Origin of the sequence: Bacillus massilinigeriensis, assembly GCF_900111815.1 — a bacterium.
Taxonomy (GTDB): Bacteria; Bacillota; Bacilli; order Bacillales; family Cytobacillaceae; genus Mesobacillus_C; species Mesobacillus_C mediterraneensis.
In genome coordinates this window covers 2319619-2336964 of the sequence record NZ_LT630004.1, presented here as the reverse complement: position 1 = coordinate 2336964, position 17346 = coordinate 2319619, and the positions used below count along the sequence as shown (strand labels likewise).

The 17346-nt window shown below is 42.8% G+C and carries 12 protein-coding genes and 13 tRNA genes; 23 read left to right on the top strand and 2 right to left on the bottom strand.

Annotated elements, in window-relative coordinates:
- Positions 1–2 precede the first annotated feature (2 nt).
- From BQ5796_RS12190 to speD, 19 genes are all read left to right on the top strand, one after another.
- Positions 3–78 (top strand) — tRNA-Ala (locus BQ5796_RS12190).
- 21 nt (positions 79–99) lie between these two features.
- Positions 100–176 (top strand) — tRNA-Met (locus BQ5796_RS12185).
- Positions 177–183: 7 nt separating this feature from the next.
- Positions 184–260 (top strand) — tRNA-Ile (locus BQ5796_RS12180).
- Between the two features lie 14 nt (positions 261–274).
- Positions 275–367, top strand: a tRNA-Ser gene (locus tag BQ5796_RS12175).
- A gap of 64 nt (positions 368–431) precedes the next feature.
- Positions 432–505, top strand: a tRNA-Met gene (locus tag BQ5796_RS12170).
- A 3-nt stretch (positions 506–508) separates the two neighbouring features.
- Positions 509–584: transfer RNA gene (locus BQ5796_RS12165), tRNA-Asp, on the top strand.
- Between the two features lie 4 nt (positions 585–588).
- A tRNA-Phe gene (locus BQ5796_RS12160) sits at positions 589–661 on the top strand.
- Positions 662–700: 39 nt separating this feature from the next.
- Positions 701–776, top strand: a tRNA-His gene (locus tag BQ5796_RS12155).
- A 14-nt stretch (positions 777–790) separates the two neighbouring features.
- Positions 791–864: transfer RNA gene (locus BQ5796_RS12150), tRNA-Gly, on the top strand.
- A 3-nt stretch (positions 865–867) separates the two neighbouring features.
- Positions 868–944, top strand: a tRNA-Ile gene (locus BQ5796_RS12145).
- A 7-nt stretch (positions 945–951) separates the two neighbouring features.
- A tRNA-Asn gene (locus BQ5796_RS12140) sits at positions 952–1026 on the top strand.
- Between the two features lie 3 nt (positions 1027–1029).
- Positions 1030–1120: transfer RNA gene (locus BQ5796_RS12135), tRNA-Ser, on the top strand.
- 2 nt (positions 1121–1122) lie between these two features.
- Positions 1123–1194, top strand: a tRNA-Glu gene (locus BQ5796_RS12130).
- A 267-nt stretch (positions 1195–1461) separates the two neighbouring features.
- Entirely contained in the window at positions 1462–3348 is a 1887-nt protein-coding gene (glgB, locus tag BQ5796_RS12125; RefSeq protein WP_071460484.1) for a 1,4-alpha-glucan branching enzyme, read from the top strand.
- Positions 3338–4483, top strand: coding sequence for a glucose-1-phosphate adenylyltransferase (locus BQ5796_RS12120; RefSeq protein ID WP_071460483.1), 1146 nt, complete (start codon positions 3338–3340; stop codon positions 4481–4483). Before glgB ends, BQ5796_RS12120 begins: the two co-directional genes overlap by 11 nt.
- 27 nt (positions 4484–4510) lie before the next feature.
- A complete protein-coding gene (locus tag BQ5796_RS12115; protein ID WP_083413175.1) occupies positions 4511–5539 on the top strand; it encodes a GlgC family sugar phosphate nucleotidyltransferase in 1029 nt (342 codons plus the stop codon).
- Positions 5536–6984 carry a glycogen synthase GlgA gene (gene glgA, locus BQ5796_RS12110; protein WP_071460481.1) on the top strand — a complete coding sequence of 483 codons (1449 nt, stop codon included), beginning with the start codon at positions 5536–5538 and terminating at the stop codon, positions 6982–6984. Before BQ5796_RS12115 ends, glgA begins: the two co-directional genes overlap by 4 nt.
- Complete coding sequence (locus BQ5796_RS12105) at positions 6974–9388, top strand: glycogen/starch/alpha-glucan phosphorylase (protein WP_071460480.1); 2415 nt, start codon at positions 6974–6976, stop codon at positions 9386–9388. Before glgA ends, BQ5796_RS12105 begins: the two co-directional genes overlap by 11 nt.
- 117 nt (positions 9389–9505) lie before the next feature.
- Entirely contained in the window at positions 9506–10327 is an 822-nt protein-coding gene (speD, locus tag BQ5796_RS12100; RefSeq protein WP_071460479.1) for an adenosylmethionine decarboxylase, read from the top strand.
- A gap of 82 nt (positions 10328–10409) precedes the next feature.
- Here the strand turns inward: speD and BQ5796_RS12095 are convergent, their stop codons facing one another.
- Positions 10410–11174: a TraR/DksA C4-type zinc finger protein gene (locus BQ5796_RS12095; RefSeq protein WP_071460478.1), complete on the bottom strand. Its 765-nt coding sequence runs from the start codon at positions 11172–11174 to the stop codon at positions 10410–10412.
- Positions 11175–11280: 106 nt separating this feature from the next.
- Positions 11281–12213: a 1,4-dihydroxy-2-naphthoate polyprenyltransferase gene (locus tag BQ5796_RS12090; RefSeq protein WP_071460477.1), complete on the bottom strand. Its 933-nt coding sequence runs from the start codon at positions 12211–12213 to the stop codon at positions 11281–11283.
- Between the two features lie 337 nt (positions 12214–12550).
- Here BQ5796_RS12090 and BQ5796_RS12085 point away from each other — a divergent pair, with 337 nt between their 5' ends.
- The 4 genes from BQ5796_RS12085 to menB are packed head-to-tail and all read left to right on the top strand — an operon-like array spanning position 12551 to position 17345.
- The gene (locus BQ5796_RS12085) at positions 12551–13957 is read left to right on the top strand and encodes an isochorismate synthase (RefSeq protein ID WP_071460476.1); all 1407 of its coding nucleotides are present in this window, start codon (positions 12551–12553) and stop codon (positions 13955–13957) included.
- The gene (menD, locus tag BQ5796_RS12080) at positions 13954–15708 is read left to right on the top strand and encodes a 2-succinyl-5-enolpyruvyl-6-hydroxy-3-cyclohexene-1-carboxylic-acid synthase (protein ID WP_071460475.1); all 1755 of its coding nucleotides are present in this window, start codon (positions 13954–13956) and stop codon (positions 15706–15708) included. Before BQ5796_RS12085 ends, menD begins: the two co-directional genes overlap by 4 nt.
- Positions 15705–16514 carry a 2-succinyl-6-hydroxy-2,4-cyclohexadiene-1-carboxylate synthase gene (gene menH, locus BQ5796_RS12075; protein WP_071460474.1) on the top strand — a complete coding sequence of 270 codons (810 nt, stop codon included), beginning with the start codon at positions 15705–15707 and terminating at the stop codon, positions 16512–16514. Before menD ends, menH begins: the two co-directional genes overlap by 4 nt.
- Before the next feature lie 15 nt (positions 16515–16529).
- Positions 16530–17345, top strand: coding sequence for a 1,4-dihydroxy-2-naphthoyl-CoA synthase (gene menB, locus BQ5796_RS12070; RefSeq protein ID WP_071460473.1), 816 nt, complete (start codon positions 16530–16532; stop codon positions 17343–17345).
- Position 17346: the final 1 nt, after the last annotated feature.

Sequence of the window (17346 nt, the reverse complement as noted above, 5' to 3'; positions counted from 1 at the left end):
ACGGGGCCTTAGCTCAGCTGGGAGAGCGCCTGCTTTGCACGCAGGAGGTCAGCGGTTCGATCCCGCTAGGCTCCACCAACTAAATTATCTTTTATATATGGCGGTGTAGCTCAGCTGGCTAGAGCGTACGGTTCATACCCGTAAGGTCGGGGGTTCGATCCCCTCCGCCGCTACCATATATATGGACCTTTAGCTCAGCTGGTTAGAGCAGACGGCTCATAACCGTCCGGTCGTAGGTTCGAGTCCTACAAGGTCCACCATTGTATTTTCATTTGGAGGAATACCCAAGTCTGGCTGAAGGGATCGGTCTTGAAAACCGACAGGCGGGTCAAACCGCGCGGGGGTTCGAATCCCTCTTCCTCCTCCATTTGCTTTTAACAAAAAGCGAATACGATGCTTTTAAAAGCACCAGAAACAAAATTTATTACCGTCGCGGGGTGGAGCAGTCCGGTAGCTCGTCGGGCTCATAACCCGAAGGTCGCAGGTTCAAATCCTGCCCCCGCAATCTGGTCCCGTGGTGTAGCGGTTAACATGCCTGCCTGTCACGCAGGAGATCGCCGGTTCGATCCCGGTCGGGACCGCCATTTTGGCTCAGTAGCTCAGTCGGTAGAGCAAAGGACTGAAAATCCTTGTGTCGGCGGTTCGATTCCGTCCTGAGCCACCTTTACTAAGCCGCAAGGCATAAAAGATTTACATAATGGCGATTGTGGCGAAGTGGTTAACGCATCGGATTGTGGTTCCGACATTCGTGGGTTCGATTCCCATCAGTCGCCCCATTTTTATATTTGACGCGGGTGTAGTTTAGTGGTAAAACCACAGCCTTCCAAGCTGTTGTCGTGGGTTCGATTCCCATCACCCGCTCCATATGGGCCTATAGCTCAGCTGGTTAGAGCGCACGCCTGATAAGCGTGAGGTCGATGGTTCGAGTCCATTTAGGCCCACCATTTATTTTCCGCAGTAGCTCAGTGGTAGAGCATTCGGCTGTTAACCGAACGGTCGCAGGTTCGAATCCTGCCTGCGGAGCCATATGGGGAAGTACTCAAGAGGCTGAAGAGGCGCCCCTGCTAAGGGTGTAGGTCGCGTAAGCGGCGCGAGGGTTCAAATCCCTCCTTCTCCGCCATTGGCCCCTTGGTCAAGCGGTTAAGACACCGCCCTTTCACGGCGGTAACACGGGTTCGAATCCCGTAGGGGTCATCTAAAAGACCGTAAACATACATTGTATGTTTACGGTCTTTTTTTGTTTTTTCGTTTCTACTACGAATATTTGAGTAAACGCAGAAAGAAATATATTGAAAATCGAGTTTTGCCAATATTGTTAATGACTGTACATCGGAATTGTAAATGCTTCATTGAAGAAAATGAAAGAATTTCGTCGAAATATTTAAATAATCTTTACAAGGGTTTTATATCCATTACGAGAATACTATTGTTTAACAGAGTGACAGGGAAGGTGAGTAAAAAATGATTGCAAGTCCAACTGATTTTCAAATTCATCTTTTCCATGAGGGAAATTTTTTTCGTTGCTATGAGTTGTTTGGCTCCCATGTCATAAAAAGCGAAAAATCCACATATACTCGATTTTGTGTTTGGGCTCCCACCGCAAAGAAAGTAAGCTTAGCAGGTACCTTTAATTGCTGGAATGCAAAGGGATGGGAACTTAGCAAACTTAATGATCAAGGGGTATGGATGCTCACTATCCAGGAGGATCTGACGGGTGAGCTTTATAAATACGAAATGGAGACAAGAGATGGCAATGTTATTTTAAAGGCTGATCCATTTGCATTCCGATCAGAACAGAGGCCTAACACGGCATCTGTCGTTCATTCTTTCGCGAGCTATAAATGGGATGACGGGAAATGGATGCGCGGCAGAACGAAAAAGGATCATGGTACACAGCCAATGGCTATTTATGAAATCCACTTAGGTTCTTGGAAGTTAAAGCAGAATGGAAGTTTTATTACATACAGAGAACTTGCTGGGGAGTTAATTCCCTATGTACGGGAGCATGGCTACACGCATATAGAAATAATGCCGCTATGTGAGCATCCGCTCGACGTTTCCTGGGGCTATCAGGCTACTGGATACTATTCTGTTACGAGCAGATATGGAAATCCTGAGGATTTTATGTATTTGGTTGACCAATGCCATCAAAACGGATTAGGGGTGATTCTTGATTGGGTACCGGGGCACTTTTGCAAGGATGAACATGGGTTGTATAGGTTTGATGGTGATTTTACGTATGAATATGAAAATATAAAGGACAGGGAGAATATTGTTTGGGGAACAGCGAATTTTGACCTTGGAAAGACAGAGGTACAAAGCTTTCTTATATCCAATGCGATTTTTTGGGCGGAAACATATCATATTGACGGATTCAGAGTAGATGCTGTCGCTAATATTATTTATTGGCCCAACTCCTCCAGTTCGGTAAATCCTTATGGATTGAGCTTTCTCCAAAAACTTAACAAGACGGTTTCTTCCATCGTTCCGGGGGTCATTATGATGGCTGAGGATTCAACAGACTGGCCTGACGTCACATTACCTGTGGAAGAAGGCGGACTTGGTTTTACATACAAGTGGAATATGGGATGGATGAACGATATTCTCGAGTATATGGAAGCAGCACCTCCTGACAGAAAGCTTCTTCATGAAAACGTGAGCTTTTCCTTAGTATACGCATTTTCTGAATCTTTTATCCTGCCCTTTTCTCATGATGAAGTGGTTCATGGGAAAAAATCCTTGCTTGATAAGATGCCAGGAGATTATTGGCAAAAGTTTGCTCAGCTTCGCCTCCTTTTAGGTTATATGATAGCCCACCCAGGAAAGAAGCTTACTTTTATGGGGACAGAACTAGCGCCTTTTGCGGAATGGAAGGATGAAGAGCAACTCGATTGGCATTTACTGCAGTACGAGAGCCATTTGAAATTGAACAGCTACGTTAAAGATTTAATGAAAGTATATAAACGAGAAAAATCCTTGTATGAAAACGATCGCTTTTCATATGGATTTGAATGGATTGATGTCAATAATCATGAACAGTCGGTTTTTTCTTTTGTACGGAAAGGGAGAAAAGCAGGGGATTTTCTAGTGATTATTTGTAATTTTACTAGTACAGCCTACTCTGATTACAGGGTTGGAGTGCCGCAAAAAGGGGCCTATAGGGAAATCCTTAATAGTGACGATGAAATATATGGCGGTTCCGGGGTGGTTAATCGTAAACCTATCCAGGCAAGCAACGTTTTTTTTCATGGGAGGCAGCAATCAGTTGCAATGAACTTGCCGCCTTTTGGTATCAGCATTTTACGTCCGGTAAAAACAAGGAAAAGGAGTGCAGTGAATGCAAAATAAAAAAGTGGTTGCGATGCTATTGGCGGGGGGACAGGGAAGCAGGCTCCATTCCCTTACAAAAGAGATTGCAAAACCGGCAGTCCCTTTTGGAGGTAAGTATCGAATCATCGATTTTCCTTTGAGTAACTGCACTAATTCAGGCATTCACACTGTAGGAGTATTAACGCAATATCAGCCTCTTGTCTTAAATTCCTATATCGGAATCGGGAGCGCATGGGATCTTGACAGGAAAGAAGGCGGTGTGACTGTTCTTCCGCCATATGCAGCTGCCAATGAAGTCAAGTGGTATTCCGGTACGGCAAGCGCCATATACCAAAACTTGAACTACTTAAAACTTCATCAACCTGATTATGTCCTCATCCTCTCAGGTGATCACATTTATAAAATGAACTATGAAAAAATGCTGGAAGATCATATTGACAAAGGAGCAGATGCAACCATTTCTGTCATTGAGGTCCCATGGAAAGAAGCAGGAAGGTTCGGCATTATGTCCGTCGATCATGAAAGAAGAGTGATGGACTTTATGGAAAAACCACTTGAGCCAAATAGTAATCTTGCTTCCATGGGAATATATATCTTTAACAGGACAGTATTGGAAACAGCACTTAAGATGGATAATCTGGACTTAAATTCAAGCCATGATTTTGGGAAAGACATCATTCCTCGTTTGCTAAGGGAAAACAAAAAGGTCTTTGCTTACCCGTTCAATGGATACTGGAAAGATGTAGGAACAGTAAAAAGCCTATGGGAGGCAAATATGGATTTGCTGGATGATGCCTGCGGACTTGACTTATTTGATATCTCTTGGCGAATCTATTCCGTAAATCCTAATCAGCCACCGCAAGTCATTGGAGAAAATGCATTTATTAAAGAATCCCTCATTAACGAAGGGTGTGTGGTGGAAGGGAACATTAACCGTTCGGTTGTTTTCCAGGGTGTAACGATAAAAGCTGGTGCAAAGGTTTTTAAGTCGGTTATTATGCCGGATGCAATTATTGGTGAGGGCTGTATAATTGAAAAAGCAATTATCTCACCAGGTGTTACTGTACCTGAAGGAACGAAGATTATCCCTGCGGTATCTGACGAAGTTGTGCTGATTTCACAAGATAGTATAAATGAGTATTTATCGTGCTGACATGGTACTGGAAGGAGGAGGATTATGTTGAAGAACAGCTTGCTTGGAGTAATTGATGCAACCGCTAATCATAAAGGTCTTCAAGAGTTGACGATTCACCGATCACCAGCGGCGGTACCGTTTGGAGGAAGGTATAGACTGGTTGATTTTATTCTTTCTAATATGGTTAATTCCGATATAAGGAGTGTGGCTATTTTTCCGAAATTCCAATACAGGTCCTTAATGGATCATTTAGGTTCTGGGAAGAATTGGGATCTAAATCGAAAGCGAGACGGATTGTTTTTCTTTCCCTCACCAAGTCTCGATTATCCGGTGACAGGTCTTGGATCACTCGACCATTTTGCCGCTAATATCGACTTTTTTATGAGGAGTGAACAAGAATATACGATTGTTGCGAATGCATGCACCATTTTTAATATGGATTTTAAACCTGTTCTTGAATGTCATATCGAAGCTGGCTGCGACATTACGGCAATTAGGAAGGACGGTGTTTCGCTTGATATATTCCTTCTGAAAACCTCCCTTCTAAAAGAACTGATCCTTACTAGGCACGAAACCTCCTATTTGAGCATTAGGGATGTAGCAACCGATCCAAACAGTCCGTTTACCCTTTGCAGCTATCATTATGATGGTTTTGCGTCCATGATTGATACTGTGGAGAAATATTATGAAGCGAGCATGGATTTGTTTCTACCGAAGATTTGGAGTGAGCTTTTCGCAATGGAAAGGCCAATATTGACGAAAGTCAAAGATGAGCCACCGACTCGGTATGCGGAAGGAGCCTCCGTGAAAAATGCTATGATTGCGAATGGCTGCCTAATTGAAGGAACGGTTGAGAACAGCATTATCGCCAGAAGTGTGAGAATTGGCAAAAATTCAATTGTGAAAAATTGCATCATCATGCAGAAAACGAAAGTGGAGGAAAGTTGCATCTTGGAAGGAGCAATACTGGATAAGGATGTAATAGTGGAAAGAGGTGCACATATTAAAAATAGCGGACCGATGCCATTTGTTATTCGAAAAGGTTCTGTACAAGGGGCGTGGATGAACTCTTGAAGGTTTTGTTTGCAGTTTCAGAATGTGTCCCCTTCGTTAAATCAGGCGGTCTTGCAGATGTTGCTGGGACACTCCCTGCTGAGCTTGCTAAGCTTGGGAGCGATGTAAGAGTCATCTTGCCGAAGTACACAATAGTGCCACACGAATATAAGATGAAAATGAAAAAGCGCAAGGAATTTATTGTTCGTGTCGGCTGGAGAAGGCAATACTGCGGGATTGAAGAGATGGAACATGCCGGGATTATCTATTATTTTGTCGATAATGAGTATTACTTTAAGCGCAACAGGATGTACGGAGACTTTGATGATGGGGAGAAGTTTGCCTATTTTAACCGGGCTGTCTTGGAGGCGCTTTTTGAACTTGATTTCTTTCCTGATATTCTACATTGTCATGATTGGCATGCAGGGATGATTCCTTTTCTCCTTCGCACACAATACAATCAAGACTCACGGTGTCAAAACATCAGAACCGTTTTTACGATCCATAATTTACAGTTTCAAGGAATATTGCCTCCTGAAACACTTGGCGATCTTCTTGGACTGAGCTACCGATATTTTAACGCCGATCAGCTAGAGTTTTATGGGAATATCAACTTTATGAAAGCTGGATTAATTTCTGCGGACAAAATTACGACAGTCAGTCCAACCTACAAGGAAGAAATCCAAACCGCATACTATGGCGAAAGGCTTGATGGTGTGCTTAGGCTCAGAGATAGAGATCTTGAGGGAATATTGAACGGCATTGATTACCTTCTGTATGATCCTGAACATGACGGATTGCTTGACGCAACTTATCATTCAGAGAATCTCGAAGGCAAAAAACAGAATAAAGCATCATTGCAGCGGGAACTTGGTCTTCCTTTGAGCGATAGACCACTTATCGTAATGGTAACAAGGCTAACCGGACAAAAGGGATTGGATCTTGTAAAAGGGGTTTTCCATGAATTGATGGAGACAGATATTCAATTGGCAATCCTAGGAACTGGGGATCATGATTTCGAGCAGTTTTTAAATAGGATGGCATCCCTTTATCCTGACAACTTCAAAGCATGGATTGGATTTGATGAGGGACTCGCTCATAGATTTTACGCTGGGGGGGACATGTTCCTTATGCCATCAAGGTTTGAACCTTGCGGGTTAAGCCAGCTAATTGCCATGAGGTATGGAACAGTGCCGATTGTCCGGGAAACTGGCGGTCTGAATGATACAGTCCATTCTTATAATGAGTGGGAGAAAACAGGCAGCGGCTTCACCTTTACTTGTTTTAATGCTCATGACATGCTGCATACGATAGAGCGTGCAATCGGTTTTTATGGAAGGAAAGAAGAATGGGGGAAACTGGTCTCTTCCATTATGAAGCTAGATTACAGTTGGAAAGTTTCCGCTAAAGAATACCACACGTTATACCAACAACTTATTGACGGAGGCGATTCCATTGTTCGCTGATGCAGCAGAATTTAAGCGTGCATTTCAAAATAGACTGGAAATGGCATATGGTAAAAATTTTCAATATAGCACAAAGAGAGAGCAATTTCACACTCTTGGGACAATGGTCAGAGAATGTGTCAGCGCAGAGTGGATTCGTACAAATGAAAGCTACAGGAAAACACGAAAAAAGCAAGTTTATTATCTATCTATCGAATTCTTACTAGGAAAGCTTCTACGTCAAAATTTACTGAACCTTGGACTTGAGGAAATCGTCAGTGAAGGACTTGCTGATCTCGGCATCGACTTGGATGAGCTGGAAGATCAGGAGGCAGATGCGGGACTTGGAAATGGCGGTCTCGGCCGGCTTGCGGCATGCTTTCTTGATTCTCTTGCTTCCCTTGATCTCCCTGGTCATGGCTATGGTATACGGTACAAGTATGGTCTTTTCGAACAAAAAATTATTGAAGGCTATCAGGTTGAACTTCCCGAACAATGGCTGAGACACGGCCATGTCTGGGAAGTCAGGAAAGCGGATGAAAGTGTGGAAATTCCTTATTGGGGAAAAGTGGAAAGCAGCGTAGAGAACGGAAAACTTATTTTCCGTCATTATGATGCAGAAACAGTGACAGCCGTACCGTATGACATACCAGTAATAGGATATCGTACGCGTACTGTAAATACATTGCGGCTGTGGACTGCAGAGCCTTCCCGAACGATGGACAGCAAGCATATTCTGCAATACAAAAAAGATACAGAAAGTATTTCAGAGTTCCTTTATCCTGATGATACTCATGATGAGGGGAAAATACTTCGGTTAAAGCAGCAGTATTTACTTGTAGCTGCAAGTCTAAAGTCCATCATCCTTACTTATAAAAAACAGAATACAAGTCTTTTGTCATTGCATGACCATGTTGCTATTCACATCAATGATACGCATCCAGCGCTCGCTGTACCCGAGCTGATGAGGATCCTCATCGATGAAGAGGGTTTTAGTTGGAATGAAGCATGGCATATCACGAGGAATACCTTGTCTTATACAAACCACACGACGCTCTCTGAAGCATTAGAGCGATGGCCAACTTCCATTTTTCAACCATTGCTTCCGAGAATTTATATGATAGTCGAAGAAATAAATGAACGCTTTTGCCGTGATCTTTGGGAGAGGGAGCCAGGAAGTTGGGCTAAGATCGAAAGCATGGCTATTATTGCAAATGGTGAAGTTAGAATGGCTCCGCTTGCTATTATAGGAAGCCATAGTGTGAACGGTGTAGCAAAGCTTCATACCGAGATTTTGAAAAAGCGGGAAATGAGGCTTTTCGCAGAAACTTTTCCGGAACGGTTTAATAACAAAACAAATGGTATTACACATAGACGCTGGCTGCTTAAATCGAATCCAAGTCTGTCTAATTTGATCACTGGTGCAATCGGCGACGGCTGGATTCGGGAGACAGAAAAATTAGAGGAGCTATTATCATTCAAGGATGATGCAGGGTTTCTCCAAGAGTTAGACCGAGTCAAATCTGCTAATAAAGAAAGGCTTGCTGGCATTATTTTTGAAAGAAACGGTTTCTCTGTAGATCCAAGCTCCATATTTGATGTGCAAGTAAAAAGACTGCATGCCTACAAACGCCAGCTTTTGAATGTGCTTCATATCATGTATATGTACAATCGGATGAAGGAGGATCCAGGCTATCATTTTTACCCGAGAACCTTCATTTTCGGGGCAAAGGCTTCACCGGGATATTATTTTGCTAAAAAAGTCATCAAGCTGATTAACACAGTAGCAGAGAAGATTAATCGCGATAAAGATGCAGAAGGAAGACTGAAGGTCGTATTCCTGGAAAATTACCGGGTATCCCTTGCAGAAGACATCTTCCCCGCGTCTGATATAAGCGAACAGATTTCGACCTCGAGCAAAGAGGCTTCGGGGACAGGGAATATGAAGTTCATGATGAATGGTGCATTAACGATAGGTACGCTGGATGGAGCAAATGTGGAAATCACCGAACTGGTTGGCAGGGGAAATATCTTCCTGTTTGGTTTGACTGCAGAGGAAGTGCTATCATACCAAAAATATGGTGGCTATCATTCACACGAATACTATCATCATGATAAAAGAATCCGTCAAGTGACTGATCAGCTTATCAATGGATTTTTTCCTGACACAGAGAACGAGTTCACAGCTATATTTGATTCGCTACTATCTCATCATGATCAGTACTTCGTATACAGGGACTTCGCTTCCTATGTAAAAGCGCAGGAAAAAGTGGGGAAAAGCTTCCAGGAGAGAGAAACGTGGTTGAAAAGCAGTCTTGTTAATATCGCAAAGTCTGGTTATTTTTCCAGTGACAGGACAATTCTTGAGTATGCCAAAGAAATTTGGAAGATTGATCCTAAAACTCAATCATCATTAGATATATAGAAGTGTGAGACGATAATAATCGAAACAGAGTTTTCCTCAGGAGAAGCTTTGTTTTTTCTTTTTCCATAGGGGTATCATAAATAACAGCATTATGGAAAAAGAAAGGGGTTTAGCTCTATGAAGCTTTCCAACCAACAAGTAATCGAACTTCACGGTTTTAATAATCTTACGAAGTCGCTAAGCTTTAATATGTATGATATTTGTTACACGAAAACGAAGTCCGAACGGGAATCCTACATTGAATATATTGATGAGCAATATAATGCGGAGCGCCTTACCAACATTCTAAAAAATGTAGCTGATCTCATCGGAGCCCATGTTTTGAATATCGCAAAGCAGGATTATGTTCCACAAGGTGCTAGTGTCACTGTTCTTATATCGGAAGAGCCTATAGTAGAAGTACCAACAGAAGCCTTCTCAGAGTCACCAGGTCCGCTTCCGGATAATGTTGTCTTTCAGTTGGATAAAAGCCATATCACTGTTCACACGTATCCTGAATACCATCCTGATGAAGGCATCAGCACGTTCAGGGCGGATATCGATGTTTCTACCTGTGGTGAAATATCTCCGCTAAAAGCGTTGCACTATCTTATTAAATCCTTTGATGCAGATATTTTAACAATGGACTATAAGGTAAGGGGATTCACCAGAGATAAGAGTGGAAATAAGCTATTCATTGATCATGATATTAGCAGTATTCAAAATTATATTCCGGAAGAGATAAAGGATTCGTATCAGATGATTGATGTGAATGTCTATCAGGAAAACATTTTCCATACAAAATGCAAGCTGAAAAATTTCGACCTGGATCATTATTTATTCGGATACAGCAAAGATAGCTTATCCAAAGAAGAAGAGTTGGAAATCAGTAAGAGAGTGCAAGTTGAAATGGATGAAATTTTCTACGGGAAAAATACTGAAAACGGCTGGATGGGATGAGACCGCGAAGTAATGAATGCTATCGCAGTAAAGGGGCACCCATCTTCGGGTGCCCCTTTACTGCGATAGCATATGAATTGCATCATTGATTCTTTGCCTTGTTTTCCTTTACATAACTGTCTTCCTTTCGATAAGGAATGTTACCAAGCTGGGACTCGGTACCCTTGTCGTCAAGCATCTCTTCGTACCTTTCTTCTTGGCGATTAGGATAAATTTTTTGGTTTTTACCAAACATATCTGTACCTGTAAAGGATTCATAGTCTTCAGAAAATCCTTCATTGTTTTTACTGCCATCATAGAGATTGTTATAATCTTCATGGTCTCCCAAAACATCTGCAGGTGTTTCGGATGTTCCATATGCGGCTACTTCTTGGAAGCTATCCTGATTATCAGTCGTTTTTACTCTTTCCCTGCGCTGAAATTCTATATTGTGTGTTTTCTCTAAAATATCCTCTTCAGCAGGCCTGTCATCGCTTATGCTTACCTCTGGCGTATGATCGACACAGTATAGGGTGTATGGAACGATCTCCAATCTTTCGAAAGGAATATCGGTGTCGCACTCTTGGCATTTCCCGTAGGATCCATCTTTAATTGCTCCTAGCGCTGCATCAATTTTTTCGAGATCCCTTTCATGATGCTCGTCCATTGCAATGTTTTTGCTTCGTTCAAATAGTTCTGTACCGCTGTCAGCAGGGTGGTTATCGATAGAGGATAGTTCACCGGTTGCTTCACTTTCACCTCCATTCAGGTACCCTTCTTCATTATTTCCTTTGATTTGGTTTTGAAGCGTCTCTTTTTCATCTAAAAGCATGTTTTTTAATTTGGAAATTTGTTGTGGCTGTAGCATGATTTTTCACATCCTCATCTCTGGCTTACATAGGTATTCTTCTCTATCCAATACCCTTTGCCGTAGGATGAAAACATAAGAAAAGCTTCCGGAACACCGGAAGCCATTAAAGGAAATATTGTATAAACAGGCCTACAGAAAGCAACAGTCCAAAAAAGGTATTTGTTTGTGCCGTAGCTTTCATAGCTGGCATCATCTGCAATGGGCTCGAATTTGTCCTAAACCCTTTAACTGCACCAATCGCTTTTGGAAGGCTGAGCGCGATTAGGGATACCCATGGAGTGATAGTCCCTATAAAGATGAGGATTGCAATCCAAGCATAGGAGACAATAAACATTCCCATAAGCAAGTTGATTGCCCCGTTGCGTCCAATAAGGATCGCTAAGGTTTTCCTCCCAAAATCTTTGTCTCCTTCAAGGTCCCGAATGTTATTTGCCAACAGGATTGCACCCACAAGCATAAAGCTTGGGAACGCAACAAGAACGCTTTCGACAGTGACTGTTCCAACTTGAATATAAAAAGAGATAAGGATAATTAATAGTCCCATGAAGAAGCCCGCGACAATTTCACCGAATGGCGTATAGGCAATTGGAAGAGGACCACCGGTATAAAAATACCCTGCAGCCATTGATACTAATCCTATGGCTGCCAGCCACCAGCTGCTGTTAGCGCAAATATAAATTCCAATGAAAAGTGCAATGCCATAAAGCAGAAAGGCAAGGGACAGTACAGTTGATGGCTGAAGGCCATCTCTCACGATCGCTCCACCGATTCCTACCGATTCTTTCGTATCAAGTCCCTTTTTATAGTCATAATATTCATTAAACATATTGGTTGCTGCCTGAATTAAAAGGCTTGCTGCCAACATAGCGAAAAACATGCCCTGACTGATATCCGTAATCCCTGCAGCGAGTGCTGTGCCCAAAAGGACAGGCGCAAACGCCGCTGTCAAAGTATGAGGACGTATCAACTGCCACCATACTCTCCAACCGTGATTTCTTTCAATATGTGGGGAACTAGGTTCGAGATGTGTTTGCATCTTCTCAATCTCTCCCTTTATTTTAAATAAACAAACCATATAATTTTAACAAGTTCAAGAAATATAGTCAAATGTTTTCGTTTATAGCCGATTTTCCGTTACAATTAAAGTGTAGGGCCGAATGTATGCGCTGTCAATGAAATTTAACTGTTGCAACTGGTTAATAATACCTGCTGATACTCCTTTGTTTATGGAATCTAAAAACAAATATATAATAAGGATAAGACTAGTACGAAGAGTAATGGCTGTTATTGACATTGTCATACTTGGGGTGTATCTTAAAATAAGTTTGAAAACGTGTAATAACAGTGAAAGGCTGTTATTGGAGGGATAAAAATTGGTTACGATTCACGATACCAGCTTGAAGGAAGGAATCGTTTCTGGGATTAGAAAAGCTCAGGAAATGAACCAACCAGTATTGGTAAGCGAAGTTCAAAGGATTGACAGAAACGATGCTTTCGCTTTTTTTCATGCAGGGAGCCAGCTTTTTTTAGGTGAACGTTTTTTTTGGAAGGATCCTGAAAGCCGAAATATTTTTGCAGGCGTTGGAACTACGGCCGTTTTACAGCATTTTGGGAATGAAGATCGATTTACCTCAATAGAGGAAGCGTGGAAGAGTTTGCGCGAAAGGGCGATTATTCTTTCAGATGAAGAAGTTGCAGGAACGGGTCCAGTGCTGTTCGGCGGATTTTCCTTCGATCCTCTAAAGGATAAAACAGGATTATGGGCAAGATTTGCAGATTCCCAATTTCAAGTTCCTAAATATTTGCTGACTGTTTCGGAAGGACAAGCTTATCTTACTTCAAATATCCTGTGCTCCTGGCAGGATGAAGCGGAAAAGCTGTATCAACAATTTTTGCTGGAAAAGGCTGCATTAACACTGGAAACTACCGGTACCTTCCCAACAGTTCCTTCTCTTGAAGAGATCGAGGAAGTGCGGCCGGAGGAATGGAAAAATAGTATTTTGGAGCTTGTGCAAGAATTGCGCGGCAACGACCTTCAAAAAGTTGTCCTTGCTCGGGAGTTGCGACTTCGTTATCACGAGCCAATCATGGCGGATAGCGTGTTGCACAATCTGTTGGAAGAACAGGAAGGCAGCTTTATCTTTGCACTTGAAGCGGGAGACGACTGCTTTATTGGGGCAACTCCGGAAAGACTTATCAAAAAAGAGGGGAATTCGCTTTTTTCTGCGTGTCTAGCAGGTTCGATCGGAAGGAGCGATGATCCTGGTGAAGATGAAAGACTAGGAAAAAGCCTGTTGGAAGACCAGAAAAATTTAATTGAACACCAGTATGTTGTCGATATGATTAGGGCAGCGATGGAAGCAACATGCGAAAAAGTGGATATTCCGGAATCTCCTCAACTCATGAAGATGAAGTATATTCAGCATTTATATACGCCAGTTATTGGAACAAACAAAGAAGGAACTTCCATTTTCCAAATCATTGACCGCCTCCATCCGACCCCTGCGCTTGGTGGGATGCCTCAAAGACAAGCAGTAGAGAAAATTCGTGAAGTGGAGATTCTGGACAGAGGATATTATGCCGCACCAATGGGTTGGCTTGACCATAGAGGAAATGGAGAATTTGCCGTGGCAATCCGCTCGGGTCTTTTGAGAGGAAAAGAAGCTTCCTTATTTGCAGGGTGCGGTATCGTTTCCGACTCTGATGCGGACAGCGAATACAGGGAAACGAATATTAAGTTCCGCCCAATGCTGCATGCACTGGGAGGTGGAGAAAAGTGAGCCATATAGAAGCTTTAACTGCTTATTTATCAAGCTTTGTAGCCGAATTAGCAATTTCGGGTGTGAGAGATGTCGTCATCAGTCCTGGTTCGAGGTCCACTCCTATTGCGATGGTAATGGCAGAGCATCCCGAACTTCAGTTGCATATCCATGTTGATGAGCGTTCAGCAGCTTTTTTTGCCCTTGGGATCGCCAAGGCATCAGGAAAGCCTGTTGCCCTTCTTTGTACTTCAGGAACAGCTGCTGCCAATTACTATCCTGCCATTGTTGAAGCGGGAATTTCCAGAGTACCGCTTATCGTCATTACTGCGGACCGTCCTCATGAACTTCGTGATGTTGGAGCCCCGCAGGCAATCGATCAAATACACTTGTACGGACACAATGTAAAATGGTTTGTGGAAATGGCCATACCGGAAGCTAGCAGTGATGCAAGAAGATATGCGCGGACTGTTTGTGCACGAGCGGCAGCAACTGCAAAGGCATTTCCAGCAGGTCCTGTTCATCTGAACTTTCCTCTTCGGGAACCGCTTATTCCAAATCTCCATGACGAGATGTTTGAGCTAGAAGAGCGCCCAGAGGGATATATTCAAATTGTACAAGGTTCCATGAGTCTTCCTGATTCTTTTTATGAATCGCTTATAGAGGAATTGCCTCCCGACACAAAAGGAATCATTGTTTGTGGTCCAATTGAGGATAAAGATTTTTCTGAAGCAGTAGTACTTCTCGCGAGAACCTTAGGGTTTCCTATCCTCGCAGATCCGCTTTCTCAACTGCGAAGCGGTGTACACGATAAATCTTATATTATCGATGGATACGACACTTTTTTGAGGAATGAAGCTGCAAAGACAGTATTGAAGCCTGACGTCGTCCTGCGCTTTGGTGCGATGCCTGTTTCTAAGGCACTTTCTTTATTTCTTAAAGAAAACAGGCAAGCGATGCAAATTGTGGTGGACGGCGGAAACGGCTGGCGAGATCCACTGATGTCAGCTTCCAGAATGGTTTATGCATCAGAGACACAATTTTGCCTTGCATTATCCGATGCAATGAAAAAAAAGCCCGAAAACGAGGAATACCTTGAAAGATGGAAGCAGCTTAATGCACGTACAAATGAACTCTTAGCAGAAGTAGAAGCAGGCAACCTTTTAAGCGAAGCGAAACTTTTCCAATTATTAAAGGGACAGTTACCTGAAAATGCAACAATATTCGTAGGAAACAGTATGCCGATTCGTGATCTGGATACTTTTTTCACTTGTAACGGGAAAAATATTAAAGTGTTGGCAAACAGAGGAGCAAATGGAATTGATGGGGTGATTTCTTCAGCGATGGGGGCGGCAGTCATTAATGATTCTGTCTATTTAATCCTTGGCGATCTTACTTTTTTCCATGATACAAATGGTCTTTTGCCTGCGAAAATGGAAAATCTTCATATAAATATCATCCTTATTAACAACAATGGTGGCGGTATTTTTTCTTTTCTGCCACAGGCTAATCACCCGAAGCATTTTGAAAGGCTTTTTGGTACTCCTGTAGATCTTAAATTTCAATCTGCTGCAGAAATGTATGGTGCAAGCTATGATAAAATCACAGATAAAGATGAATTCTTGCAGGCATTTGAAAAGAACAAGATTCAAAAAGGATTGAATATCATGGAGGTTGTCACTGATAGGGAAGCTAATTTACAAGAGCATCGGAATTTGTGGAAAAATGTTTCCCGGGAAATAGACATCCTACTTGAAGGTGAGACGCTTTGAAGTTCATTATAGATGGTGTGCGATACCATGTGGAAGAATGCGGTGCTGGTTTTCCACTTGTTGCCCTTCATGGCTTTACAGGAACAGGAAAGACATGGGAGCCTTTCTGTAAGTATTGGGAAGCTCACTCGAGGATCATAATGCCTGATTTAATCGGACATGGAAAGACTGATGCCTCGCCAGAAGTGGAAAAATACAGCATCATTCAAGCTGCACAGGCTATTGCTGAAATGCTTGATGCAAAAGGCGTAGAACAAGCAGATGTTCTAGGGTACTCGCTGGGCGGCCGCATTGCTGTTGCTTTTGGAGTTCTGTATCCTCAAAGAGTAAGGAAGCTAGTCCTTGAAAGTACGTCTCCAGGCTTGAAACTAGAGAAAGACCAAAAGATGAGGAAAGAGCAGGATGGCAAGCTTGCCGAAATGCTTGTTACAGAAGGATTAGAAGCTTTTGTGGACTATTGGGAGAACATTCCGCTGTTCCAATCGCAAAAAAAACTGCCGCAAGCCATTCGCAACAACATCCGGAATGAGCGTCTTTCTCATTCTCCTTTAGGTCTGTCAAATAGTCTATTGGGGATGGGAACAGGCTCACAGCCTTCATGGTGGAATGAGATAAAGAATTTTTCATTTGAAACGCTTATCCTTTCGGGAAGCCTTGATTTAAAGTTCTGTGCCATCTCGACTGAAATGACTAGAAAAATTCCTTCTTGTCGGCATGTGACAATCTCACCCGCTGGGCATGCAATTCATGTGGAACAAGCTGAAAAATTTGGTACAATAGTAAGTAGGTTTTTAAGCAATACATAATTAGGAGGAAGAGCGATGACTGAATGGGTTTCAGAACGTACCTATGAAGATATTTTATACGAAACATATAACGGCATTGCCAAAATTACGATTAATAGGCCGGAAGTTAGGAACGCATTCCGCCCGAAAACTGTAATGGAGTTAATCGATGCATTTGCGTACGCGCGTGACGATTCTAATGTTGGAGTTATTGTATTAACAGGTGCCGGCGACCTTGCTTTTTGTTCCGGAGGAGACCAAAAAGTACGCGGTCATGGAGGATATGTTGGAGAAGATGAAATTCCCCGACTTAACGTCCTCGACCTCCAGCGCTTGATTAGAGTTATTCCGAAACCAGTCATCGCAATGGTGAAAGGCTATGCGATTGGCGGCGGACATGTGCTTCATGTTGTGTGTGATTTGACTATCGCAGCGGATAACGCCATTTTTGGCCAGACTGGCCCGAATGTTGGAAGCTTTGATGCAGGATATGGTTCAGGTTACTTAGCGAGAATCGTGGGGCATAAGAAAGCGAGGGAAATTTGGTTCCTTTGCCGTCAATATAATGCACAGGAAGCACTTGATATGGGCTTGGTTAATACAGTTGTTCCGCTTGAAAAAGTGGAGGAGGAAACGCTGAAATGGTGTGAGGAAATTCTCGAAAAAAGCCCAACTGCACTGCGTTTCTTAAAGGCAGCAATGAATGCGGACACAGATGGACTTGCAGGCCTTCAGCAGTTTGCCGGAGATGCGACCCTATTGTACTATACAACGGATGAAGCAAAGGAAGGCCGTGACGCTTTCAAAGAGAAGCGTAAACCGGATTTTGGCCAGTTCCCGCGTTTCCCTTGAT